The sequence below is a fragment of the Rhodococcus jostii RHA1 genome (assembly GCF_000014565.1).
Lineage (GTDB): Bacteria > Actinomycetota > Actinomycetes > Mycobacteriales > Mycobacteriaceae > Rhodococcus_F > Rhodococcus_F jostii_A.
Genome location: NC_008268.1, coordinates 6,450,322 through 6,474,988 on the forward strand (window position 1 = coordinate 6,450,322; position 24,667 = coordinate 6,474,988).

The following is a 24,667-nucleotide window of genomic DNA, read 5'->3' on the forward strand; positions in this document are numbered from 1 at the left end:
GGGATCACGGCCCGTCCGGGGTTGCCGGTTGGGCAGTGAAGTAGTGCTCACCCCTCGCGCGATCCTCGGCTGCCCGCTGCTCGGCCAGCTTCGCGATCACCTCGGAGCCGAGGATACCGCCGGTGACCGCGCCGTCGGCGTCGACGGCCACTCCGATGCCCGACGGTGAGGAGATGGCCGCGTCCAGGGCCTGCCGCAGGTCGGCACCGGGGGAGAAGAGTGACCCGCCCGCCGCCGTGCACTCGGAGACGGGCCGTCCGGCCCGCGCCCCCTCGACGCCGGTGACATCGATCCACCCCCGCGGAACGCCCGCGTCCGTGACGACCAGGACCCATTCACCCTGTTCGAGCCGGAGCCCGGACAACTCCTTCTCGGTCGCCGTCCGGATGGTGTGCAGCGGAACCTGATCTGCCGTCCGGAACGACAGTCCGCGGTACCCGCGGTCGCGTCCCACGAACGAGGCGACGAAATCGGTGGCCGGCGCGGACAGCACCGTGTCGGGCGCGTCGTACTGCTGCAACCGGCCACCCGGCCCGAAGACGGCCACTCGGTCGCCGAGTTTGACGGCCTCGTCGATGTCGTGGGTGACGAACACGATCGTCTTGCGCATCTCGGCCTGCAGGCGCTGCATCTCGGCCTGCAGGTCTTCGCGGACAACGGGATCGACCGCGCTGAACGGCTCGTCCATCAGCAGGATCGGCGGGTCGGCGGCCAGCGCCCGCGCGACCCCGACGCGTTGCTGCTGCCCGCCGGACAGTTGCCCGGGATAGCGGGACGCCAGCGCCGGGTCGAGTCCGACGCGTTCGAGCACCGCCAACGCGGCCTTGCGGGCGTTGCGTCGTGAGTCGCCGCGCAGCACCGGCACGGTCGCGACGTTGTCGACCACCGTGCGGTGCGGCAGCAGTCCCGCGCTCTGGATGACGTAGCCGATGCCGAGTCGGAGCTTCACCGCGTCGGTCTGGGCGATGTCGCGGCCGTCGACCGTGATCGTTCCCGCGGTCGGGGTGATCATCCGGTTGATCATCCGCATCGACGTGGTCTTGCCGCAGCCGGACGGCCCGACGAAGACGGTGAACGATTCGGCTTCGATCTCCAGGTCGAGGTTGTCGACCGCCGTCGTGCCGTCCGGGTACTGCTTGGTGACTCCCGAGAATGTGATCACGGCAGGCTCCTCACGAGACCGGCTTGTCGAGCCCCTGGTCCGTCACCCACTGCTTGGCGGCCGCGGCCGGCTCGGTTTTCGCGTCACCCGACACGGAATCATTGAGCGCGACAAGCTCTTCGGTGGTCAGCTTCGCCGACAGTGCGTCGAGCGCCCGGGTCAGCTTGTCGGAGGACTTGGGGGCGCGCACCACCGGCACGACGTTCTGCGCCGCGAAGTTGTTCTGCGGATCCGCGAGCACCACGAAACCGTTCTGCGCGATCGCCGGGGACGTCGTGAAGATGTCGGCGGCCGTGATCTGTCCCGATGCGAGGGCGTCCACCGTGGCGGGACCGCCGCCGTCGGCGATCGGGACGAAGTTGTCGGCCGTGATGTCGAGGCCGTACTTGGCCTTCAGGCCGGGGAGGCCACCGGGACGTTCCTGGAATTCGGCCGGCGCACCGAACTTCACCTCGTTCGAGTGCGCCGCGAGATCCGCGATGGAGGTGAGATTCCAGCGCTGCGCCGTCTCCTTCGTGACGACGACGGCGTCCTTGTCCTCGGCCGGGGCCGGTGTGGTGATCGTCAGTTCCGAGCCCAGCGCGGTAGGCAGCGCGGCGTCCACGTCGGCAGCGCTCGTGGCGTTCGAATCCGGGTCGAGGTACTGCAGCAGGTTGCCCGTGTAATCGGGGATGACGTCGATCGACCCGTCCTTCAGCGCGGGAATGTAGGCCTCACGGCTGCCGATGTTGAACTTCGTCGTCACGTCGAACCCGTTGGCGCGGAGCACCTCGGTGTAGATGTTCGCGACCGTCTCCGATTCGGGGAAGTTCGCGGATCCCACGATGATCGTGTTGGGGTCGTCACCCGATCCCTCGCCGCCGGCGGACAGGGGGTCGGATCCGCCGCCACCGCATGCCGCGAGCGACACGACGGCGACCGTCGCGAGAGCGATGCTGCCAACGGAGCGGCGGGTGAAGCCCGACAGAATTCGTGAGGTGCGCATGAGCGTCCTTCCCGTTGTCACCGGCGCCGGGCCTGCCGACGGGAACCGGTGGACGCGTGTCCGCGCCATCGGTTGGCCAGTGTAACGATAGGGGCAGACAGAGCACGGTTTTCGACCAGCTCGAGGTAAACGAAAGGCGCGACGTGGCACATACACGCACAGACGGATCGGCCGGGCGCCCAGCGGCGTGGTCCCGGGCACTGATCGCCGCGTCCGCGCTGCTACTGGTCGCGGGGGCGGCGTCGGGATGCGCAGGCGGTGACACGACCCTCGACGGTTCCGCGGCGCAGGGGCCGGGCGAGATCGTGGTGGGTGCGGGTGACGGAGCGGAGAGCCGGATCCTGGCCGAAATCTACGCGGGTGCCCTGCGTTCGACCGGGGCGCCGGTCACCACCGACGGGGGACTCGGTGACCGGACCGCGTACCTCGGACAGCTCGATGCCGGAAACGTCACGCTGGTGCCGGAGTTCACGGGCCGGTTGCTGCGCTACTACGACCCCGAATCGACGGAGACGGAACAGGACGATGTGTTCGAGGCGTTGAGCAAGGCTCTGCCGCAGGGGCTTTCGATCTCCGACTACGCGGCCGCCGAGGACAGGTCGGCGCTGGCCGTGACCTCGCAGACGTCGGGGCAGCTGGATCTCACCACCCTGGACGAACTCGCTCCCTCGTGCAGCAGAAGCACGGCCGTGCTCGCCCCGGCGTTCGAGGCCGACGCGCTTCCCGACCTCACCGGCTGCACGTTCGCGCAGACCCGGACAGTGGCCGACGACGCGGCCGCCGTCGGCGAACTCGCCGCCCCGGCATCGACGGACGGAGCCGTGCGGGTGGCCGGGGTGACCACCGCGTCACCGGACGTCTCGGACGCAGATCTGGTGCTGCTGGCGGACGACGAGCACGTGTTCACCGCACAGAACGTGGTGCCGCTGTTCCGGATCGGAACTCTCACCGAAGCCCAGCTGAAGGCACTGAACGTCGTGGCGGGTGAGTTGACGACCGCGGACCTGGCCGACATGATCGGCCAGGTCCGCGGTGGTGCCGATTCAGCCGACGTGGCGCGGGTGTGGCTCGACGCTCATCTGTGAATCCAGGAACGCCCCGAGTTCGGCGACCGCATCCGCGGCCTCGCGGACCAGGGACGCCTGCAGGTGGGCGACGTGCCACAGCCGGGCGTACTCGGTGAGTGTGACGTCCACGTCCGACTCGTTCAGCTTGTCGACGAACTCCATGATCTGCGGGTAGAGCACCTCGTCCACCCCGACGTGGATCAGCGTCGGCGGCAGTCCCGCCAGATTTCCGTGCAGCGGTGCGTAACCCGGATCGTGCGCGTCCCCGTTGCCCAGGTACTTCTCGGCGGCGTCGAACGACCACGCCGTGTTGAGTACGAGATCCCGGTCGCGGGACGTGTCGCGCCTGCCGGGATCGACCCACGGAGCGATCAGCGCCAACGCGGCCGGAGTCACACCGTGCCGGTCGATCAGGCGGCGCGCCGTGGCGACCGCGAGGCCACCGCCCGCCGAATCGCCGGCGATGGCGAGTTGCTCTGTCTCGTAACCGTGTTCGGTGTTCAGCTCCATGTACGCCGCGACCGCGTCCTCGAGCCCGGCCGGGAACGGATGCTCCGGGGCCAGCCGGTAGTCGAGGGTGTAGACGACGCTGCCGGATTCCCTGGCGATGTGAGCGGCCAGCGAACGGTGCGTGGCGAGCGAACCGATCGTGTACGCCCCGCCGTGCAGATAGAGCACCGCGGTCCGGCGTTCGGTGGGTCCCAACGTGATTCGCTCCGCCGGCCGCCCGGCCAGCGAGGTCGGGCGGACGACGGCACCTGCGGGCACCCGCTGCAATGGAGCGCCGAGGTCGAGGAGCGCCCGCTGCACGGTGTACGGAAGCCGGGCATTGAGGCTGAGCCGGTAGAACGGCCGGAGGGCCGTCGCGACGACCGGCAGCGGCAGGTGGAAGCTCATCGGTACCTCAGTTCGACTTCGGGAGGACTCGTCCGGCGACGAGGGCGACCACACGCTGGTAGCTGGGTCCGACGAGCCGCACCCAGGCGTCGAGGAACTTGGCGTCGGCACCGATCAGGACGCGCGGCTTGCTCTTGCGGACACCGTTCACGATGGTCTCGGCAGCCGCCTCCGGCGTGGTGCGTGCAAGCTTCTGGTCGAAGAACTTCGCGAACGTGTCGAGGTCCTCACCCGGTCCCGCGGTGGCGTTGCGGGCAATGGCCGTCTTGATGCCACCGGGGTGCACACACGTCACCTTGACGGGGTGCTTGGCGATCAGCATCTCCTGGCGCAGGGACTCGGTGAAACCGCGCACCGCGAACTTCGCCGAGTTGTACGCGCTCTGACCCGGCATGGACAGTAGACCGAAGAGGCTCGAGACGTTCACGACGTGGCCGTCGCCCGACGCGATGAGATGCGGCAGGAAGGCCTTGGTGCCGTTGACGACTCCCCAGAAGTCCACGTCCATGATCCTCTCGATGTCCTTGAACTCGGACTTCTCGAACTCACCGTGGTAGGCGATGCCGGCGTTGTTGTACACCTGGTTGATCTTGCCGAAGTGCGCCCGCACGTCGTCGGCGTACGCGAGCACCGCCTCGCGCTGGGTGACGTCCAGGTGATCGGCCTTGACCTCGGCTCCCAGCGCCTCGGCCTGGCGTGCCGTCTCGGCGAGCCCGACCGTGTCCATGTCCGAGATCGCCAGCCTGGCACCCCGGCCCGCCAGGTTGAGGGCGAGTGCCCTGCCGATACCGGAACCGGCTCCGGTGATCACGACTACCTTGCCTGCGAACTCGCTCACTGTGCTGTCACCTTGTCGTCGTCGAGGTCGATCTGTGCCGGGATGGCGGCGGGGCCGGGGGTCTTGCCGTTCACGTGCACGGGTGCAGGTAGATCGGCGGTGGCCACGCTGTCGTACGCGGTGAGGTCGAAGCGCTTCGTCTCGTTCCGGAACTGGAACGTGAAGCCCGGCCACAGCGTGGTGTTGTTGCCGTGCTTGTCGAGGTACCAACTCGCGCACCCACCGTTGTTCCAGACGCTGTGCGACAGCTTCTCCTGGAGTTCGGCGTTGTAGCGGTCCTGGGCGTCCTGGCGGACCTCGATCTTGCCGATGTCGTACTTGTCGAGCGTCTGCAGGGCGTCGACGAGGTAGTTGAGCTGCGACTCGATCATGAAGACCATCGAGGTGTGGCCCAGACCCGTGTTCGGGCCCACCAGGAAGAACATGTTGGGGAAGTTCGCGATCGCGGCGCCCTTGTAGCCCTGCTGTCCGCCTTCGTCGAAGACGTCGGCGAGCGAGCGGCCGTCCTTGCCGAAGATGCCCTCGAACGTGGGGGAGTCGGTGACGTGGAAGCCGGTGGCGACGACGATGGCATCGACCTCGCGGACGGTGCCGTCCTTCGAGACCACCGAGTCGGCCGTGACCTCGGCGATGCCGTCGGTCACCAGGTCGACGTTGTCCTGCGCGAGGGTGGGGTAGTAGTTGTTCGAGATCAGCATCCGCTTGCAGCCGATCTGGAAGTTCGGCGTGACCTTCTTGCGTAGAGCCTTGTCCTTGATCTGGCGGCGCAGGTGGCGCTCGGCCGCGAACTGCAGCGGCTTCATGAAGACGGGGGCCTTCGCGAGTCCGACGACCTGGCTCTCGCGCATCCAGTAGATGCCGGTGCGGCACAGCTTCTGGAAGCCGGGGAGATACTTGAACGCGGTGTGCTCGAGCTTCGTGTACTCGCGGTCCGCCCGGGGCAGGATCCACGGCGCCGTGCGCTGGTACACGTCGAGGTGCGACACCTTCTTGCCGATGGCGGGCACGATCTGGATGGCCGAGGCGCCTGTGCCGATGACGGCGACGCGCTTGCCCGTCAGGTCGGCGTCGTGGTTCCAGCGGGCGGAGTGAAAGATCTCGCCCTCGAAGCCTTCGATGCCCTTGATGTCGGGGAGGGACGGCTCGCACAGTGCGCCGACCGCGGAGACGAGGACCTTGGCGACGAAGTTCCCCTTCGTGGTGGTGACCTCCCAGCGGGTGGTCGACTCGTTCCAGTGGGCGGACTGCACGTCACACCCGAAGAGGTGCTTGTTGCGCACCTTGTACTTGTCGGCCACCGACTGGATGTACTTCTGGATCTCGGGCTGCGTCGAGAACGACCGGGTCCACTCCGGGTTCAGCGCGAACGAGTAGGAGTACAGATGCGAGGGAACGTCGCACGCCGCGCCCGGGTACGTGTTGTCTCGCCAGGTACCGCCGACGTCGGACCCGCGTTCGAGCACGAGAAAATCGGTCTTGCCTGCCTGGGTCAGCTTGATCGCCGCGCCGAGGCCGGCGAACCCGCTGCCGATGATCAGCGTGTCGATGTGCCGGACACCTGCGGGTGGGGCGGAAGTATCTGTGACGGGGAGACTCATGTAAGAAACCATAGGGCGCTATTGAGGGGCAGTCAATAGCCTATTGACCTTCATTCAGTAGTCTTGTCTCATGGACGTCGTGAAGCGGACCCGTCTCAGCCCCGAACAACGGCGCGCGCAACTGATCGACCTCGGCGCGAAGATGCTGGCGCAGCGCCCGCTCGAGCAGATCTCCGTCGAGGACATCGCCGACCAGGCGGGCGTCTCCCGCGGACTGCTGTTCCACTACTTCGCGTCCAAGCACGACTTCCACCTCGAGATCGTGCGGCACACCAGCAGCGAGATGCTCGCCCGCACCGCCCCCGCCCCCTACATCGGGGATGCGCGGGATCCGATGCAGATCCTGCGCTCGGTCCTCGCGTCGTACGTCGACTACGTCAGCGAGAACCGTGGTACGTACGTGTCGCTCCTGCGGGGGACGGCGAGTGGCGACCCCGACATGCGCGCCGTCTTCGAGGAGACCCGGGCCGTGATGTCCGCACGGACCCTCGAACAACTGCCCGCGATCGGTGTCGAGCCCACCCGGGCGGTCGAACTCGCCGTCCGCGGCTGGATCGCCTACGTCGAGGAAGTCACCATCACCTGGCTGCGCGACCCACACCTGACCCGCGACGAACTGATCGAACTCAACGTCCAGGCCCTCCCCGCGCTCGCCATCGCCGCCGCACCCGAGATCGCCGCCGCGTTGATGTCGGCCACCACCACCTGACACCCCTAGTGCTCGGGGTACACCCGTAGTACCCGCGGGTTACACCGATTTCGTTCCCCGGCGTGACGTGACGACGCATGCGATGTTCCCAGCGTTCTCGTCATGACCACCCTCGATCTCCGCTCCCGCATCGTCGCGTCCCGCCAGGTGCCGCTGGCGGTGATGGTCGCGGGCCATGGCGACGGTGTTCGCCGTGACCGGCATCATCGACGTCGGATTCATCGCGTTGCAGGCCGCGCGCGGAACGTTCAGCCACTTCAACATGTCCGACGACGCCGTCAACAGGATCGGCCAATACGTGTTCATGACCGGTGTCCCCGGCCTGTTCGTCGCGAACCTCGTGATCGCCCTGATCCTGCTGTTCCAGCGGGTTGGGGATCGTGCCCTCACCCGCGCCATCCATGCGGGCATGTTCCTGGCGGTGGCCGGCATGGCACTCGGGTACCTCATGGGACTTCAGGGCCGGCAGACCACGACCGACGCGAGCGGCCGCGTCGTCGAACTCGCCGCACGGCACAGCGTCGGCGTCACCGACGAGAATCCAGGACTGCCGGTGACCAACTGGAGCACGTCCGGCGGCGACCTCCGCATCCCGCACTTCGTCGGACTGCACGGCCTGCAGGTGATGCTGATCGGCGCCCTCGTCCTGAGCGTCCTCTCGTCGCGGATTCCGTGGCTCCGCAGCGAGAAAACCCGAGCGTCCCTGACGGCCGTGCTGGCGTTCGCCGACGCCGGGCCACTCGCCGTGCTCACGTGGCAGGCGTTCCGCCGTCAGCCGCTGATCCACCCCGACGCGCTCACCCTCACCGCCCTCGGCGGACTCCTCGCCGCCACCGCCACCGCCCTCGCGGTCCAGGTCGTGAGGTCGCGGGCGGAGGTGGGGCGGTAGTGGTCGGCCGGCCTAGAGATGCCGCAGGAAGCGGTCGGGTCCGTCGAGGAACGACCGCCAGTTGCGGACGAGGTCGAGCTGATTCCACTCGGGGTAGTCGATGCCCTCGTCGGTGAGTTCCCAGATCTCGGCGCCGGGCGCGGCGGCGAGCAGGGGAGAGTGCGTCGCCATGATCACCTGCGAACCCTCCTCGGCGAGATCCGCGATGACCCCGAGCAGCGCCAGGCAGGACTGGAACGACAGCGCGGCCTCCGGCTCGTCCAGAATCCACAGGCCCACCCCGATCGGACGGTCGGCGACGTACCGCAGGAACGACTGACCGTGCGAGAGCTGGTTGAACGACGGATCGTCCTCGCGGGGACGTGACTCGTCGGCCGCACCGAACAGCGAATGCATCGACTCGGCACGCAGGAAACACCCGCCGTACGGCTGCGGCCGGGCGCCGACACACGTGAGGTGAGTGCCGAGGTCCGCGTCCTCGGGGCTGGAACCCGCCGACCACAACCGGTCCTGCGCCCCGTGGAACCCACCCTGCCAGGCCGCAGCGATCGACTCGACCAGCGTCGACTTCCCGACACCGTTCTCACCCACGATCACCGTGACCGGCCGCTCGAATGCCAGACCGTTGTCGCACAGTTCCGCCACCGCGGGCAGGTCCAGATACCACGAAGCCGGGTCGAATCCGCTCCGTGGAGTGAACTCGACCCGGCTCAGTGGCAGATCAGTCAATCAAACGCTCAGCTGAACGCTTCAGCCGAAGGCTTCATCGATGATCTCCTGCTGTTCCACAGCGTGCACCTTGCTCGAACCCGAGGACGGTGCCGACATCGAACGACGCGAGATGCGCTTGATCCCGGACAGCTTGTCGGGCAGCAACTCGGGCAGAGCGAGACCGAAGAACGGCCACGCACCCTGGTTGGCCGGCTCCTCCTGAACCCACCGGAACTCGGTGGCGTTCGGGTAGCGGTCCAGCGTCTCGCGGAGACGACGACTCGGAACCGGGTACAGCTGCTCGATGCGGACGATCGCGATGTCCTCGCGGTTGTCCTTCTGCTTCTTCGCCAGCAGCTCCCAGTACAGCTTGCCGCTGACGAGGAGGACACGACGCACCTTGTCGCGTTCGGCGTCGCCCGTCTCGTACGTGGGCTCCTCGAACACCGAGCGGAACTTGCCGGTGGTGAAGTCCTCGACGTCGGAGACCGCGGCCTTGTTCCGCAGCATCGACTTCGGTGTGAAGACGACCAGCGGGCGGCGGATTCCGTCGAGCGAATGACGACGCAGCAGGTGGAAGTAGCTGGCCGGGGTGGACGGCACGGCCACGGTCATCGAACCCTCGGCGCACAACTGCAGGAAGCGCTCGATACGACCGGACGTGTGGTCGGGACCCTGACCTTCGTGGCCGTGCGGCAGGAGCAGCACGACGTCGGACAGCTGACCCCACTTGGCCTCACCGGACGAGATGAACTCGTCGATGATCGACTGCGCGCCGTTGACGAAGTCACCGAACTGCGCCTCCCACAGCACGAGCGCGTCCGGGTTGCCCACGGAGTAGCCGTACTCGAAGCCGACGGCGGCGAACTCACTGAGTGCGGAGTCGTAGACCAGGAACTTGCCAGGGTTCTCGCTGCCCAGGTTCTGCAGCGGGGTGTACTCGGCGCCCGTCTTGCGGTCGATGAGGACCGAGTGACGCTGCGTGAACGTGCCGCGCTTGGAATCCTGGCCGGACAGGCGAACCATCTTGCCCTGGTCGACCAGCGAACCGAATGCGAGCAGCTCGGCGAACGCCCAGTCGATCTTGCCCTCGCGAGACATTTCGCGGCGCTTCTCGATGACCGGCTTGACGCGCGGGTGCACCGTGAAGCCCTCGGGCACGTTGACGAACGCGTCGCCGATCCGCTCGAGCACCGACTCGTCGACGGACGTCTTCAACTTCGTGGGCAGCACCTGGTCGAGTTCGACCGACTCACTGGGCTCCGGCGTGTACTTCTCGAGTTCGCGAACCTCGTTGAACACCCGTTCCAGCTGGCCCTGGTAGTCGCGGAGTGCGTCTTCGGCTTCCTTCAGCGAGATGTCGCCGCGGCCGATCAGGGATTCGGTGTAGCTCTTACGCACGCTGCGCTTGGTGTCGATCACGTCGTACATCGCCGGCTGCGTCATCGACGGGTCGTCGCCCTCGTTGTGACCGCGACGGCGGTAGCAGATCATGTCGATGACGACGTCCTTCTGGAACTTCTCCCGGAAGTCGACAGCGAGCTGGGCGACCCAGACACAGGCCTCGGGGTCGTCGCCGTTCACGTGGAAGATCGGCGCGCCGATCATCTTCGCGACATCGGTGCAGTACTCGGACGAACGCGAGTACTCCGGGGCGGTGGTGAAACCGACCTGGTTGTTGACCACGATGTGCACGGTGCCACCGGTGCGGTACCCGCGCAGCAGTGCCAGGTTCAGCGTCTCGGCCACGACACCCTGACCGGCGAACGCGGCGTCGCCGTGCAGCATGAGCGGCAGGACGGTGAAGCCGTCCTCGCCCTTGTCGAGGATGTCCTGCTTCGCGCGGACCAGGCCCTCGAGGACCGGGTCGACCGCCTCGAGGTGCGACGGGTTGGCCGTCAGCGACACGGTGATGTCGTTGTCGCCGAACATCTGGATGTACGTGCCCTCGGCGCCGAGGTGGTACTTCACGTCGCCGGAGCCGTGGGCGGCCGCCGGGTTCATGTTGCCCTCGAACTCCGTGAAGATCTTCGAGTACGGCTTACCGACTATGTTCGCGAGAACGTTGAGGCGACCGCGGTGCGGCATGCCGATGACCACCTCGTCGAGCTGGTGCTCGGCGGCCTGGTCGATGACGGCGTCCATCATCGGGATGACGGACTCGGCGCCCTCGAGGGAGAAGCGCTTCTGCCCGACGTACTTGGTCTGCAGGAACGTCTCGAACGCCTCGGCGGCGTTGAGCTTGCTCAGGATGTACTTCTGCTGAGCGACCGTGGGCTTGACGTGGTGCGCCTCGACCCGGTCCTGCAGCCACTGCTGCTGCTCCGGCTCCAGGATGTGCGTGTACTCGACACCGACGTGGCGGCAGTACGCGTCGCGCAGCACGCTGAGCACGTCGCGCAGCTTCATCTTCTCCTGGCCGTGGAAGCCGCCGACCTTGAACTCGCGGTCGAGATCCCACAGGGTCAGGTCGTGCGTGCGGACGTCCAGGTCCGGGTGGCTGCGGAACTTGTCCTTGACAAACTGCAGCGGATCCGTGTCGGCCATCAGGTGGCCACGGTTGCGGTACGCGGCGATCAGCTCGAGAACGCGGGTGTTCTTGTCGACGGCGCCTTCGGGCACGTCCTTGCGCCAGCGGACCGGCTCGTACGGGATGTGCAGCGCGTGGAAGATCTCGTCGTAGAACTCGTCGCTGATCAGCAGGTTGTGGATGGTCCGGAGGAAGTCGCCGGACTCGGCACCCTGGATGATGCGGTGGTCGTACGTCGAGGTCAGCGTCATGAGCTTGCCGACGCCGATCTCGGCGAGACGCTCGTCGCTCGCGCCCTGGAACTCGGCCGGGTACTCCATTGCGCCGGCACCGATGATGGCGCCCTGGCCGTTCATCAGACGCGGCACGGAGTGCACGGTGCCGATGCCGCCGGGGTTGGTCAGCGAGATCGTGACACCCGAGAAGTCCTCGGCGGTGAGCTTGCCGTCACGCGCGCGCCGGACGATGTCCTCGTAGGCGCTGTAGAACTGCGTGAAGTTGTGGGTGTCGGTGTTCTTGATCGCGGCGACGACGAGGGACCGGCTGCCGTCCTTGCCCGGCAGGTCGATGGCCAGACCGAGGTTGGTATGTGCGGGGGTGACCGCGTTGGGCTTGCCGTCGATCTCGGCGAAGTGCCGGTTCATGTTCGGGAACGCCTTGACCGCCTGCACGATCGCGTAACCCAGCAGGTGCGTGAACGAGATCTTGCCGCCGCGGGTACGGGCGAGGTGGTTGTTGATGACGATCCGGTTGTCGAACATCAGCTTCGCAGGGATGGCGCGAACGCTGGTGGCGGTCGGAATGGCCAGCGAGGCCGACATGTTCTTGGCGACGGCAGCAGCTGCGCCGCGGAGAACCTTCGACTCTTCTACTGCAGGAGCTGGAGCGGACGCCTTCGCGTCCGTCGCCGCGGTCTCCTTCGCGGGTGCGGCCTTCTTGGGGGCCTCGGTCTTCGGGGCAGCAGCCTTCGGAGCTGCACCGTTGGGTGCAGCCTTGGGCGCGGCGCCGTTGGCCGTCTTGGTCTGAGGCTTGGGTGCGGTCTCGGACTCGGGAACCGGGGGAGTCGCCGCCTTGGCGGAGGGAGCGGCAGCAGGTGCGGCGGTGGTGGTGCCGTTAGTGCCGTGTCCGTTGGCTGCGCCTGCCTTGGCGGCGGCGTCGGGAGAGTAATCCGTCAGGAATTCGTGCCAACTCGCGTCCACGGACGACGGATCGTCCTGGAAACGCTGGTACATCTCGTCAACCAACCACTGGTTCTGTCCGAACTGGGATGTAGAGCTGCTGCTCACGGCAGGTGTTCGCCTCGTTTCTATTTCGGTACCCGATCAGAGCGCCTATATACATGAGACTAGCCCTCGCGTGTGACGTGTAGATCGCCAGGCCTGCACGTGTGAGCTGTCTCACGGCCAACCGATGGGGTCACCATCGATGACGGTTCTCGCCCCGCGATTATTCCCCGACCCGGTCTCCGCCGCATCCCACAGTCCCGAATAGTGGCCACCGGCATAGCGCAGATTGGCGTGCGATCCGGTCTCGACGACGCGCCCCTTGTCGATGACGAGGATCACATCTGCCCGGGCCGCGGTGGCCAGCCGGTGGGCCACCACCACCGACGTCCGGGTGCGGGTCACACGGCTGCTCGCCTCGAGAACTACCTGCTCGGTGGCCGGATCGAGTGTCGCGGTCGCTTCGTCGAGCAGCAGCAGATCGGGGTCGACCAGCTCGGCCCGGGCCAGCGCGATCAGCTGACGCTGGCCCGCCGACAATCCCTGCCCGCGCTCGCCGATGGGGTGATGCATCCCACCCCGCAGTCCGGCGATCGTGCCCAGCGCTCCGACCGCGCGGGCAGCGTCCTCGATCTCCTCGCGGCTCGCATCCGGGCGGCCGTACGCGATGTTGGTGGCGACGGTCCCGGTGAACAGGTGCGCCTCCTGGGGGACGACGCCGAGGCGTCCGCGGTACGCGCCGAGCGGGTACCGGCGGAGATCCACGTCGTCGACGAGCACCGCGCCGGACGTCGGGTCGTAGAAGCGGGCGAGCAGTTTCACGATGGTCGACTTGCCCGCACCGGTCCGGCCGACCAGGGCGACGGTGGTGCCGGCGGGGATGTGCAGGTCGATGTCGGTCAGGGCGTCGCTGTCGGCGCCCTGATAGCGGAACCCGACGTCGCGCAGGCACAGCTCGCCGCGCAGGTGCCCGTCGATCGGCTGGAGGTTTTCCCGCGACGTAGCCCGCTCGATGGAACTGGGAGTGCGGAGCAGGTCCCCGATCCGGAGCAGACCGACACTGGCCTGCTGGTACCCGTCGAACACCTGCGACAGCTGCTGGATGGGCCCGAACAGCAGCCCGAGGTACAGCACGAAGGCGACGAGTGTCCCGGTCGTCGTGTCCCCTGCCGCGACCTGGCGCGCGCCGACGAACACCACGGCGGCCAGAGCGAGGTCGGAGAGGAACGCGATGAACGGGAAGTACAGCGAGATCGCCCGCTGTGACCGCATCCGGCTGCGCCGGTAGCTGTCGGCCCGCTCGGCGAACCTCCGGGCGGCGAACCCTTCGCGGCGGTACGCCTGGGCCGCGCGGAGCCCGGCGATGTTCTCCTGGAAGTCGGCGTTGACGAGCGAGATCCGCTCACGCGAGACCGTGTACGCCACCGAGGAGATCCGCCGGAAGATCAGCGTCGCGACGACGAGCGGCGGGATGACGGCGAGCGCCACCAGCGCGAGCGTGACGTCGGTGGCGACCAGGGCGACGGAGATACCGAGGACGGTCAGGACACTCACCACGGCGGTGGACATCCCGGTCTGGATGAACGACGACAGCGCGTCGACGTCGGTGGTCATCCGGGTCATGATGCGGCCGGACAGTTCGCGCTCGTAGTAGTCGAGTCCGAGCCGCTGCAGGTGGGCGTAACTGCGCACCCGCAGCCCGAACAGCACGCGTTCACCCGCCCGGGCGGTGAGGACCGTCATCAGCGCGACGACGAGCCAGCCGGCGACGACGAGGGCGACGCCGACCCCGGCCGCCGTCCAGAGGGTTGCGGAGTCCTGCGGGACGACACCCCGGTCGATCGCGAACCGGACGATCGACGGGAACGCGATCCCTGCGAGCGAGTCGAGCGCGAGGCAGACGACGACGGCGACGAGCAGGGCTCGGACCGGGCGCAGGATCCGCGTCAGCCGGAAGTCGGGCTCGGGCAGGCGCAGGTCCCGGGTGTCGATGCCCGGGCTCTCGACGGCGGGCGGAAGCGCGTTCACGGCCTCCCGAAGTTCCGGGGTCGCGGCCACGTTGCCCAGCGCTCCCGCCATCGGTCCGCCGGCGGTGCGGCCGCCGCCCGGGCCCGCACCGGACGCCGGGGTGCGGCCGGACGAGGCGGACGAGCCGGGCACGTCCCACTCCTCGACGTCCTCCGGCCACAACTCGGACTCGGACGGCATGCGCTGATACGGCATCGGCTCGCTCGGTGCGGGGACGCTGACGTCGATGGGGCCCGCGGTGTCGGGGGAGGCGAACAGTGCGCGGAAGAGCGGGCACCGTTCGTCGAGCTCGGCCACCGTGCCGGAATCGATGATCCGTCCGCCGTCGAGCACGGCGACGCGGTCGGCCAGCGACAGGGTCGAGCGGCGATGCGCCAGGATCAGCGCCGTCCGCCCGCGATTCGCCCGGAGCGCCGCGAAGATCGACGCCTCGGTGGTGGCGTCGACGGCGGAGGTCGCGTCGTCGAGGATCAGCACCCTCGGGTCGGTGAGGAGTGCGCGTGCCAGCGCGATCCGCTGCCGCTGCCCGCCGGAGAGGGTGAGACCGCGTTCGCCGACCACGGTGTCGTACCCGTCCGGCAACGCGGAGACGAACTCGTCGGCGGCGGCCATGTCGGCGGCGGCGCGGATCTCCTCGGCGCTGGCGTCGGGCTTGCCGAGGGCGATGTTGGCCGCGATGGTGTCGGAGAAGAGGAACGGCTCGTCGAACACGAGGCCGACGGCTTCGCGCAACTGCTCGGCGCTCAGCTGCGAGACGTCGAACGACTCGCCCGCCGACGTGAGGGACACGGAACCCGCGGATGGTGCGTAGAAGCGGGGGAGCAGCAGCGACAGGGCGGTCTTGCCGGAGCCGGCCATGCCGACCACCGCGACCGTCTCGCCGGGCGCGATGCGCAGGTCGAGTCCGCGGAGAATGTGCCGGTCCGGTTCGAATCCGAACGTGACCGCCCGCAGGTCCACACCCAGCGGTCCGCCGGGCAGTGCGGTGGGATGCGGCGGGTCCGCGACCTCCGGTTCGGCGTCGATCACCTCGTACACGCGCTCGACGGCGGCCCGGGACAGCTGGGCCATGATCACGACCGACGACAGCGTGCGGGTGACGGCGGTCATCGTGGCGACGTACGTGGCGAAGGCGAGGAACGTGCCGATCGTGATGGAACCGTGCAGGGCGAGGTAGCCGCCGACCGCGATGACGCCGACGAGACCGAGCTGGGGCAGTGCCGCCATGGTCGGCGCGAAGCGCGCATTGATCCGGGCGGCTCGCAGGCGTTCGGCGTACAGCGTCCGGCTGTGGTCTTCGAGTTGGTCGACGGCCCGGCGCTCCTGGCCGAACCCCTTGACGACGCGGACACCGGTGACGGTCTCCTCGACGTGCTGCGCGAGGTCGGCTGCCCGTTGCTGCGCCGACCAGGTTGCCGCGAACAGTTTCGGGCGCATCGCGTAGACGACGAGGCACACGGCGGGGACGATCACCAGCGCGACGACGGTCAGCAGCGGTGACAGCCAGGCCATGATGCCGAGCGCGAGGACGAACTGGAGCAGCGCGCCCGCCGACAACGGGACCATGGCGAGCAGGCCCTGCACCAGCTGGAGGTCGGTGATGGACCGCGAGACCACCTGTCCGGTGCGGATCTGATCCTGCCCCCGCCCGTCGAGGCGTTGCAGCGCGCCCAGCAGGCCGAGCCGCAGGTCGTGCTGGACGTCGAGTGACAGCTTGCCTGCGAGCATCCGGCGGCCGTACTGGCAGCCGAAGCGGACGCACGCGAGCAGTGCGATGAGCAGGGCGGCGATGCCGATCACCTGAGTGGCGCTACCCGAGCCCGCGGCATCGACCGCGTACTTGGTGAGGAGGGGGAACGAGATATCGATCCCGGCGGCGACGACCGTCACGGACAGGGCACCGAGTGCGACGCGGCGGTGCGCCCAGCACTCACCGCTCAGCCGTCGAATCCAACCCGGCCGTGCCTGATCCTGCTCCAGCGTCTGCTCCCGTTCGATCACCGAACCGGACGCACTCTCACTTGCCACTGGATCCACGTTAGCGCCGGGTACCGACAGGGGCGGCACCCGGCGCGGCGTCAGGTGATGTCGCGCTGCCGGGTGAGCGCCCAGCCGCCGCCGACGAAAACCGCGGTCCACACGAGCAGGGCGAGGGGAGCGGTGGGCCAGAGCGTCAGCCAGTCGATCTCGTTGCCCGCGGCCGCGTTCGCGACCGTCCCGAGGGTGGCGGACACGGGGAGGACACTTCCGACGGAGCCGATGCCGATCCCGCTGAGGATCGACCGGAGGATCATCTCGCCGAGGGTGTACCAGACCACGAGGGCGATGCAGCTTCCGACGGACGAGCCGGTGAGCATCGACACGCCGCCGCCGATGAGAGCCCACAGTGCCCCGCAGATCAGGGCCGCCCCGAGCATGGCGAACAGGGATCCGCGCAGTTCGAAGGTGTCCCCGCCGAACGTCAGCAGCAGGGCGACGCTGACCACCTCCACCACGAGGCAGTAGAAGAAGCCGAAGGCCGCGGTGACGGCGAGCTTGGTGCCGATCACCCCGTCCCGGCCGCGGGCGGTGAGGAACGTGGTGGTGAGCGTCTTGTACCGGAATTCCGTGCCCACGTTCACCGCCCCGAAGACCGCGGCGAACAGGACGACGAGGGCGACCGCGACCGCCAGCCCGAACAGGGTGGCGGCGAGGTTGGCCTCGCTCGGATCGGCTTCGAACGCGTCGGTGAACGCGCGCATCACCGGCAGGGTGATCGCGCTCGAGAACATCCCGACGATCAGTGGTGCCAGACCGAGCATCCACCAGAACCGCAGTGTGGTGACCTTGCGGAATTCCGCGGTGAGCAGCGCTGTCATCGCGGACCTCCGGACGTCGGACCGTGCTGGGGGTGTGCGGGTGGCGGACCGTAGCCCGGTGGTGGGGCGTACCCGGGTGGCGGACCGTAGCCCGGCTGCGGGGCGTACCCGGAAGGTGCGTACCCGGGCTGGGGAGCGTACGTCGGCGGCGGGCCGTAGCCCGAGGGCGCCGCGGCGCTCGCTCCGGCCACGTACTGACCAGCGGTCATCGACAGGAAGAGTTGCTCGAGGTCGATGTGGTCGCCGACGGCGCCGAAGATCGTCACCCCGGCGTCCGCGGCCACGGACTCGACGAGTTCGAGGGACGCGCCGACGACGGCGAGGCGTCCGTCCGCGAGCGAGCGGGCATCGACGATGCCCCTGGCGGCGAGGGCGGTGGCCAGGGCGGGCGGGCTCGAGGACGCGACCAGCAGCCGGCTCTGCTGCGACTTGCGCAGCTCCTCCATGCGTCCCTGGTAGACGAGGGAGCCGCGGCTGACGATGACGAGATTGTCGACGGTCTGTTCCACTTCGCGGAGGATGTGGCTCGAGATCAGCACCGTCCTGCCGGACGCGGCGAAGCCCTTGAGGAACTCGCGCAGCCAGACGATGCCCTCGGGGTCGAGTCCGTTGGCCGGTTCGTCGAGGATCAGGATGCGCGGATCACCCAGCAGCGCCGTCGCCAGCGACAGCCGCTGCCGCATGCCGAGAGAGAAGCCGCCCGCCTTGCGCCCGGCGACGTCCTCGAGCCCGACGAGCGCGAGCACCTGCAGTGCGCGTGCGTCCGGTACCCCGATCGCGGACGCGTACACCTTCAGGTGGTCGAGCGCCGTCCGGTTGGGGTGCAGGCTCTGCGAGTCCAGGACGGCGCCGACCGTGCGCGCGGGGTCGACGAGGAGTCGAATCGGGACACCGGCGACCGTGGAGCTGCCGGACGTCGGCTTCACGAGCCCGAGGATCATCCGCAGTGTCGTGGTCTTGCCGGACCCGTTGGGCCCGAGAAATCCGGTGATCGATCCCTGCGGCACGGTGAAACTGAGGTCCGTGACGGCGTCGACGTTCTTGAAGCGTTTCGACAGCCCCCGCACCTCGATCGGCGCCGTGAAACTTCCCGGGATTGCTGTGGTCAACCCGTCCTCCCCTGCCACAATCGAATGGAACTGTTTCGACCCTACTGGGCTGCCGTGCCGAGATTCACCAACTGTCGTACAGGGCGTCTGCGACGGCGCATGCTGACACCAATCGATTGGGGACGCACATGAGCAAGCACCACCATCACCATCGCGACGTCATTTCTCCCGCCTACACGGGGCGCCTCTCGATCGATCCGTTTCCGGCGCTGCGGCTGCCGGACGAGGAAACCGATCCCGAGGCCGCGTACCGGTTCATCCACGACGAGTTGATGCTCGACGGCAGTTCGCGGCTGAACCTGGCCACGTTCGTCACCACGTGGATGGATCCCGAGGCCGACAAGCTGATGGCCGAGACGTTCGACAAGAACATGATCGACAAGGACGAGTACCCGGCGACCGCGGCGATCGAGTCCCGGTGCGTGTCGATGGTGGCCGATCTGTTCCACGCTCCCGACCTGTCGACCACCGACCCGGCCAGCGCCACCGGCGTCTCGACGATCGGTTCGAGCGAGGCGGTCATGCTCGGTGGTCTCGCGCTCAAGTGGTTGTGGCGGGCGAAGCGGGAGGCGGCCGGGAAGGACACTGCGCGACCGAATCTGGTGCTCGGCAGCAACGTCCAGGTGGTGTGGGAGAAGTTCTGCCGGTACTTCGACGTCGAACCGAAGTACCTGCCGATGGAGAAGGGCCGCTACGTCATCACGCCGGAGCAGGTTCGGGACGCGGTCGACGAGAACACGATCGGAGCGGTCGTGATCGTGGGCACGACTTATACGGGGGAACTCGAGCCGGTGGCCGCGATCGCGGACGCTCTCGACGAACTTGCCGCGTCCGGCGGCCCCGACGTCCCGATCCACGTGGACGCGGCCAGCGGTGGCTTCGTCGTCCCCTTCCTGCAACCGGAGTTGTTGTGGGACTTCCGGGTTCCGCGCGTGGCCTCGATCAACGTCAGCGGCCACAAATACGGGCTGACGTATCCGGGGATCGGGTTCGTGGTGTGGCGCGACAAGGAACACCTTCCAGAGGGGCTGGTGTTCCGGGTCAACTACCTGGGCGGCGACATGCCGACGTTCACCCTGAACTTCTCGCGGCCCGGCAATCAGGTGGTGGGGCAGTACTACAACTTCCTGCGACTGGGCCGGGCCGGCTACCGGTCGATCATGCAGACGTTGCGCGACACCGCAGTTCGCGTGGGCAAACGCATCGCCGAGATCGAAGGCTTCACCCTGATCACGGACGGCACCGACATTCCGGTGGTGGCGTTCGAACTCGTCGGCGACCCCGGCTTCACGGTCTTCGACGTGTCACACGAGTTGCGGGCGCGGGGATGGCAGGTGCCCGCCTACACGATGCCCGCCGACGCGGAGGACGTGGCGGTCCTGCGCATCGTCGTGCGCGAGGGCTTCAGCGCCGATCTCGGATCCCTCGTCGCCGAGGCGATCGAGGAAGTGTGCGCCGAACTCCGCGAGAAGGGCGGCGGGCGTTCGACGGAACAGCACTTCGCCCACTAGCTGCTTCGCCTACCGGCTCACGCTTCGATCGCGTGGAGTTCGTCCGGCCAGCGGGCCGGGGCGGGCCCGAACGCTTCACGCGCGTTCTTGACGACGCCCTTGCCGATGGCCCGGTTGCCCGCGCCACCGATGGCCGCGCCGATGCCTGCGGGCACGAGTTTGCCGAGGACCAGCGCGCTGCGGCGCGCGGCGTACTTGGTGATGAACTTGCGCACCAGCCTGCTGTTCATCCCCTTCATGGTGGGGCCGGGTATGCGGCTGGTGATGGCGCTCGCCCAGTTCTTCGCCGTCACGCCCGTCGCCTTCTGGACGATTTCCATGCCCGATTCGCCGAGCGCCACCGACAGGACGAGTGCGCGCCGCTGCTGGTGGTCGGCGGCGGAGATGCCGTGCACCGACGCGACCGCGAGTGTGAGCAGCGCCGCCGCTTCCAGGAAGAACGCCGATTCGGCGCCCACCGCCGCGATGGACGCGATGGTGCCGACCCCGGGAATCGCGGCGGTGGCACCGACTGCGCTGCCGCTGCCCGTCACGGCCAGCAGGAACATCTTCTCCATCCGCTCGACGATCTGCGCGGGCGACTCACCGGGGTGCGAGCGCCGGACCCATTCGACGTACTTCGCCACCGCGGGAGCCTGGAGACGGCTCCCGTTGTCGAGGACCGAGACCAGTACCTTCTCCACCGGTCCACCATTGCCAGCCATCGGGGCTCCCGTCTCGCCTGTGCTTCGAGTGTGCTGGCACCGACTGTAGGTGAGTTGACGCTGTGGCCGGTGTCGGCACCGTTGCCTAGGCTGGTTTCGTGAGCGTCGCCGACAGCGATACCGCGGTGTCGTCCGGGGCCTTCCGGCGCCCGGCGGAACCGTTGCGCGCTCTGGTCACGGGATACGACGGTTATCGGCTGGCTGGTTTCGAGCCCGGCATCCACCTCGGTCTGCCGTCGCCCTGCCTCACGGTGATCGTGACAATCGACGAGCCCCTCGACATCGCCGCCCAGGCGACACCCGAGCAGGCGCCCGGTCGTTTCGACACTCTGGCCAGCGGCATCGCCACGGCCCCGGTGACCATCCGGCACGACGGCAACCAGCACGGCGTCCAGCTGGCCCTCAGTCCTCTCGGTGCCCGCGCTCTGCTGGGGGTCCCCACGGCCGCCCTCGGCGCCTGGGTCGTCGGCCTCGAGGACCTGCTCGGTCCCGACGCGGGGGAACTGACCGAACGGCTGTCGCTCGAACCCGGCTGGGACGAGCGGTTCGCGATCCTCGACGAGGTCCTGACCCGCCGCGCGGCGCCGGCGGAGATCGACCCGCACCTCACCCGCGCCTGGCAGCTGCTCGTCGCCGGCGACGGCGCCCGGGTCGGTGACGTCGCGCACGACGTCGGCTGGAGCAGAAGGCATCTCGTGAACAAGTTCGTCGCCGAATACGGCGTGACACCCAAGGACGTGGTGCGGTTGTCCCGTTTCCACCGCTCCCACCGGATGCTCAAGGGTGCCGCCGGGGCGACACTCGCCGACGTGTCCGCGGTGTGCGGGTATTACGACCAGGCCCACATGGCGCGGGACTGGCGCGACCTCGCGGGCGTCGCACCGTCGCGGTGGCGTGAGATCGACCCGTTCTCATTCGTCCAAGACCCCTACCACGACGACGGCGCAGAGTGATGACATGACTACTTCGACGCACACCACATATGTGTGGCCCACCCTCGTCTACCGCGACGCGCGGTCCGCGATCCGCTTCCTCGTCGACGCCTTCGGGTTCGCCGAGAACGCGGTGTACGGCGAGGGCGACCGGGTCGATCACGCCGAACTCGGCTGGCCCAAGGGCGGCGGGATCATGCTCGGTTCGCCCAGTGAGGACTCGGTCATCAGCGACCTGCCGCCGGGGACGGGCTCGGTGTACCTCGTCGTCGACGACCCCGACGCGCTCCACGAGCGCGCCGTGGCCGCCGGCGCCACGATCGTTCGCGGACTGCGGGACGAGGACTACGGATCGCGCGGCTTCACCTGCCGCGACCCCGAGGGCGTGTTCTGGAGTTTCGGCACCTACACCGGCGGGTGATCCCGCCCGATCACGCCCCGTGCCCGGCCGGGACCTCCTCGCCGGGCTTCGGCGGAGGTGGCGGCGTGCCGTCCCCGAACGGCCTGCCGCCGAGTTGTTCACGCCCGTGTGGCTCGAGCCAGCCGGACAGGTCTGGCCCCTTCGGCACGATCCGGGTGGGATTGATGTCGGTGTGCACGATGTAGTAGTGCTGCTTGATCTGGGTGAAGTCGATGGTGTCGCCGAACCCGGGTGTCTGGAAGAGATCGCGGGCATAACTCCACAGCACCGGCATCTCGTCGAGTTTGTTCCGATTGCACTTGAAGTGGCCGTGATAGACCGCGTCGAACCGGGCCAGGGTGGTGAACAGGCGCACGTCGGCCTCGGTGATCGTGTCGCCGACGAGGAACCTGTGGTCGGTCAGACGGTCTTCGAGCCAGTCGAGGCGGGCGAACAGGCGGTCGTACGCGGATTCGTACGCCTCCTGGGATCCGGCGAATCCGCACCGGTACACCCCGTTGTTGACGTCGCGGAACACGAGATCGGCGACCTCGTCGATCTCGTCGCGCAGCGGCTCGGGGTAGAGGTCGGGCGCGCCCTCGCGGTGGTACCGCTTCCATTCCGAGGACAGATCCAGGGTGATCTGCGGGTAGTCGTTGGTGACCACCTGCCCGGTGGGGACGTCGACGATCGCGGGCACGGTGATGCCGCGGGGGTAGTCCGGGAAACGCGCGAAGTACGCGTCCTGCAGGCGCGGGATCTTCAGCACGGGGTCGAGCCCGTCCGGATCCAGATCGAAAGTCCAGCTGCGCTTGTCGTGGGTGGGGCCGCACAGTCCCATCGACAACGCGTCCTCGAGTCCGAGTAGTCGCCGGACGATGATCGCGCGGTTGGCCCACGGGCACGCCCGAGCGGCGACGAGGCGGTAGCGGCCCGGTTCGACCGGATAGCCGTCGCGGCCGTCGGCCGTGATGCGGGTGGGGATGTAGTGGGTGTCGCGCGTGAACTCGGCGCCGGATTCGACGTAGGCGCCTTCCGTGCTGTGCGGTTCTGCCGTTCGTTCTGTCATGGTCGACTCGTCCCCGTCTGTCGATGTCTCTCAGAGCGTACTTCGGGAGATCGTGACCGCGGCATACGTTCCCAGTTCCCGGTACCCGGCGCGGGCGGCGAGCGCGCGCGAGGCCAGATTGTCGCGGGGTGAACGGCATTGAGCGATCAGGCCGCTGTCGAGCGCGTCGTCGGTGGCGATCCCGGCGACCGTGGCGCCCAGTCCCCGGCGCCGGAACTCCGGCACCGTCAGCACACCGACATCGGCGAGGAACCCCTGGAACTCGGCGTACCCGGCGGAACTGACCGGTTGCTGCGCGTCGTCGAGAATCGTGAACCATCGGTTGCGGTCACCCAAGCGGGCCTCGGTGACGTCGTCCGGGGGACATGCCTCCTCGACCTGCCGGACGTGGTCGTGTTCGTGGGAGACGAGCGGTGGCCGCCCGGTCGCCGGATCCTGGTAGTCGGTGCCGAACGCGAGCGCCACGGGACCGGCGCACCGTCCGGACCGATCCTGGGTGAGGGCGAGCAGGGTCGCGGATTCGGTCAGCTCCTCCGACGTGTGCCCGTCGGCACGCTCGATCGCCCACCGCGGTCCGACGAGCGCGGACGTCTCGCCCAGGCGCAGGAAGCGGATCGTGTCCGTGTCGTCGTCCACCCGGACGGCGCGGTCGTCGGCGCCCGGCCGGGTGGACAGAGCGTCGTCGGGCAGTCCCAGTTCGCGTGACCAGGCGAGTCGAATGATGTCGAGGTGATGGGGGTCCACGGGACCCACGGTAACCGCTTGTTCCCTATCCGCCCGGACGGTATATTCCACGTGGAGTATTTGACTTGGAGTAGTGGAGGCGGTGACTGTGGCACTCACGCCGCTCGGTGTCACCATCCTCGGTCTGCTGTGTGAGCGCACGATGCATCCGTACGAGATGTACCAACTCGCCGCCACCCGGCGTGGACGCGTCGTGAAGATCCGGCCGGGTTCGCTGTATCACACCGTGAGCAGGCTCGAAGGTGAAGGGCTGGTGCGCACCACCGGCACCGACCGGGCGGGAAATCGGCCCGAACGCACCATGTACGAGGTCACCGAGGCGGGCCGGGAAGCGCTCGTCCACCGGGTCAGCGACATGCTCGCCACCCCGGTGCACGAGTACCCGCAGTTCCCTCTGGCACTGGCGGAGGCGCACAACGTCGCCGCCCCCACCGTGGTGGAACTGCTCCGGGAACGGCTCGATCACCTCACCCGCGAGATCGACGAACTCGAGACCGCCGCCGCGCTCGCCTGTTCCACCGAGACCCCCAGGATCTTCCTCCTCGGCAACGAATTTCTCGTTACCGTCGCCCGCGCGGAGCACGAATGGCTCAGCGCCCTGGTGGCCGACATCGACTCCGGAGCCCTCCCGTGGCTTTCGCCGGAACTTCTCGAACGACTGACACACTCACGCCGGATCCCATCCGGTTCAGCAAAGGATTGA

Annotated in this window: 20 protein-coding genes; 7 read left to right on the top strand and 13 right to left on the bottom strand. The window is 68.2% G+C overall.

What is annotated here, in order from left to right:
• Positions 1 to 4: 4 nt before the first annotated feature.
• Together RHA1_RS29335 and RHA1_RS29340 are read right to left on the bottom strand one after the other, a co-directional pair.
• Positions 5 to 1,162 (bottom strand): ABC transporter ATP-binding protein, encoded by a 1,158-nt coding sequence (locus RHA1_RS29335; protein ID WP_011598057.1) that lies wholly within the window; start codon positions 1,160 to 1,162, stop codon positions 5 to 7.
• Positions 1,163 to 1,172: 10 nt separating this feature from the next.
• Positions 1,173 to 2,147, bottom strand: a complete 975-nt coding sequence (locus RHA1_RS29340; RefSeq protein WP_011598058.1) for an ABC transporter substrate-binding protein — start codon at positions 2,145 to 2,147, stop codon at positions 1,173 to 1,175.
• Between the two features lie 143 nt (positions 2,148 to 2,290).
• Here RHA1_RS29340 and RHA1_RS29345 point away from each other — a divergent pair, with 143 nt between their 5' ends.
• Positions 2,291 to 3,232, top strand: a complete 942-nt coding sequence (locus RHA1_RS29345) for an ABC transporter substrate-binding protein (protein WP_050787413.1) — start codon at positions 2,291 to 2,293, stop codon at positions 3,230 to 3,232.
• On the opposite strand, the gene RHA1_RS29350 is transcribed toward RHA1_RS29345, so the two are convergent.
• From RHA1_RS29350 to RHA1_RS29360, 3 genes are read right to left on the bottom strand one after another with little or no spacing between them, the layout of a single operon-like run.
• Positions 3,191 to 4,111 (bottom strand): alpha/beta hydrolase, encoded by a 921-nt coding sequence (locus tag RHA1_RS29350; RefSeq protein ID WP_009479242.1) that lies wholly within the window; start codon positions 4,109 to 4,111, stop codon positions 3,191 to 3,193. The genes RHA1_RS29345 and RHA1_RS29350 overlap by 42 nt on opposite strands.
• A gap of 7 nt (positions 4,112 to 4,118) precedes the next feature.
• The gene (locus RHA1_RS29355) at positions 4,119 to 4,949 is read right to left on the bottom strand and encodes an SDR family NAD(P)-dependent oxidoreductase (RefSeq protein ID WP_011598060.1); all 831 of its coding nucleotides are present in this window, start codon (positions 4,947 to 4,949) and stop codon (positions 4,119 to 4,121) included.
• Positions 4,946 to 6,547: a flavin-containing monooxygenase gene (locus RHA1_RS29360; protein WP_050787414.1), complete on the bottom strand. Its 1,602-nt coding sequence runs from the start codon at positions 6,545 to 6,547 to the stop codon at positions 4,946 to 4,948. The genes RHA1_RS29355 and RHA1_RS29360 overlap by 4 nt, the downstream gene beginning before the upstream one ends.
• A 70-nt stretch (positions 6,548 to 6,617) precedes the next feature.
• Between RHA1_RS29360 and RHA1_RS29365 the strand changes: the two genes are divergently transcribed.
• A complete protein-coding gene (locus tag RHA1_RS29365) occupies positions 6,618 to 7,256 on the top strand; it encodes a TetR/AcrR family transcriptional regulator (RefSeq protein ID WP_009479245.1) in 639 nt (212 codons plus the stop codon).
• Positions 7,257 to 7,431: 175 nt separating this feature from the next.
• Positions 7,432 to 8,145 (top strand): hypothetical protein, encoded by a 714-nt coding sequence (locus RHA1_RS29370; protein ID WP_011598062.1) that lies wholly within the window; start codon positions 7,432 to 7,434, stop codon positions 8,143 to 8,145.
• Positions 8,146 to 8,157: 12 nt separating this feature from the next.
• Here the strand turns inward: RHA1_RS29370 and RHA1_RS29375 are convergent, their stop codons facing one another.
• From RHA1_RS29375 to RHA1_RS29395, 5 genes are all read right to left on the bottom strand, one after another.
• Positions 8,158 to 8,874, bottom strand: coding sequence for an AAA family ATPase (locus tag RHA1_RS29375; protein ID WP_011598063.1), 717 nt, complete (start codon positions 8,872 to 8,874; stop codon positions 8,158 to 8,160).
• Positions 8,875 to 8,895: 21 nt separating this feature from the next.
• On the bottom strand, positions 8,896 to 12,672 hold the full coding sequence (locus RHA1_RS29380; protein ID WP_011598064.1) for a multifunctional oxoglutarate decarboxylase/oxoglutarate dehydrogenase thiamine pyrophosphate-binding subunit/dihydrolipoyllysine-residue succinyltransferase subunit: 3,777 nt from the start codon (positions 12,670 to 12,672) through the stop codon (positions 8,896 to 8,898).
• A gap of 111 nt (positions 12,673 to 12,783) precedes the next feature.
• Positions 12,784 to 16,665 carry an ABC transporter ATP-binding protein gene (locus RHA1_RS29385; RefSeq protein ID WP_081437481.1) on the bottom strand — a complete coding sequence of 1,294 codons (3,882 nt, stop codon included), beginning with the start codon at positions 16,663 to 16,665 and terminating at the stop codon, positions 12,784 to 12,786.
• Positions 16,666 to 16,715: 50 nt separating this feature from the next.
• The gene (locus RHA1_RS29390; protein ID WP_009479251.1) at positions 16,716 to 17,495 is read right to left on the bottom strand and encodes an ABC transporter permease; all 780 of its coding nucleotides are present in this window, start codon (positions 17,493 to 17,495) and stop codon (positions 16,716 to 16,718) included.
• Positions 17,492 to 18,604, bottom strand: coding sequence for an ABC transporter ATP-binding protein (locus RHA1_RS29395; protein WP_011598066.1), 1,113 nt, complete (start codon positions 18,602 to 18,604; stop codon positions 17,492 to 17,494). The genes RHA1_RS29390 and RHA1_RS29395 overlap by 4 nt, the downstream gene beginning before the upstream one ends.
• A 128-nt stretch (positions 18,605 to 18,732) precedes the next feature.
• On the opposite strand from RHA1_RS29395, the gene gad reads away from it, so the two are divergent.
• Positions 18,733 to 20,115, top strand: coding sequence for a glutamate decarboxylase (gad, locus tag RHA1_RS29400; protein ID WP_011598067.1), 1,383 nt, complete (start codon positions 18,733 to 18,735; stop codon positions 20,113 to 20,115).
• A 17-nt stretch (positions 20,116 to 20,132) separates the two neighbouring features.
• Here the strand turns inward: gad and RHA1_RS29405 are convergent, their stop codons facing one another.
• A complete protein-coding gene (locus RHA1_RS29405) occupies positions 20,133 to 20,819 on the bottom strand; it encodes a hypothetical protein (RefSeq protein ID WP_011598068.1) in 687 nt (228 codons plus the stop codon).
• 98 nt (positions 20,820 to 20,917) lie between these two features.
• Here RHA1_RS29405 and RHA1_RS29410 point away from each other — a divergent pair, with 98 nt between their 5' ends.
• A complete protein-coding gene (locus RHA1_RS29410) occupies positions 20,918 to 21,772 on the top strand; it encodes an AraC family transcriptional regulator (RefSeq protein ID WP_009479255.1) in 855 nt (284 codons plus the stop codon).
• 4 nt (positions 21,773 to 21,776) lie between these two features.
• A complete protein-coding gene (locus tag RHA1_RS29415) occupies positions 21,777 to 22,172 on the top strand; it encodes a VOC family protein (protein ID WP_011598069.1) in 396 nt (131 codons plus the stop codon).
• A gap of 10 nt (positions 22,173 to 22,182) precedes the next feature.
• Here the strand turns inward: RHA1_RS29415 and RHA1_RS29420 are convergent, their stop codons facing one another.
• The gene (locus RHA1_RS29420; protein ID WP_011598070.1) at positions 22,183 to 23,220 is read right to left on the bottom strand and encodes a glutathione S-transferase family protein; all 1,038 of its coding nucleotides are present in this window, start codon (positions 23,218 to 23,220) and stop codon (positions 22,183 to 22,185) included.
• A gap of 30 nt (positions 23,221 to 23,250) precedes the next feature.
• The gene (locus RHA1_RS29425) at positions 23,251 to 23,973 is read right to left on the bottom strand and encodes a GNAT family N-acetyltransferase (RefSeq protein ID WP_009479258.1); all 723 of its coding nucleotides are present in this window, start codon (positions 23,971 to 23,973) and stop codon (positions 23,251 to 23,253) included.
• A 79-nt stretch (positions 23,974 to 24,052) separates the two neighbouring features.
• Between RHA1_RS29425 and RHA1_RS29430 the strand changes: the two genes are divergently transcribed.
• Complete coding sequence (locus RHA1_RS29430) at positions 24,053 to 24,667, top strand: PadR family transcriptional regulator (protein ID WP_009479259.1); 615 nt, start codon at positions 24,053 to 24,055, stop codon at positions 24,665 to 24,667.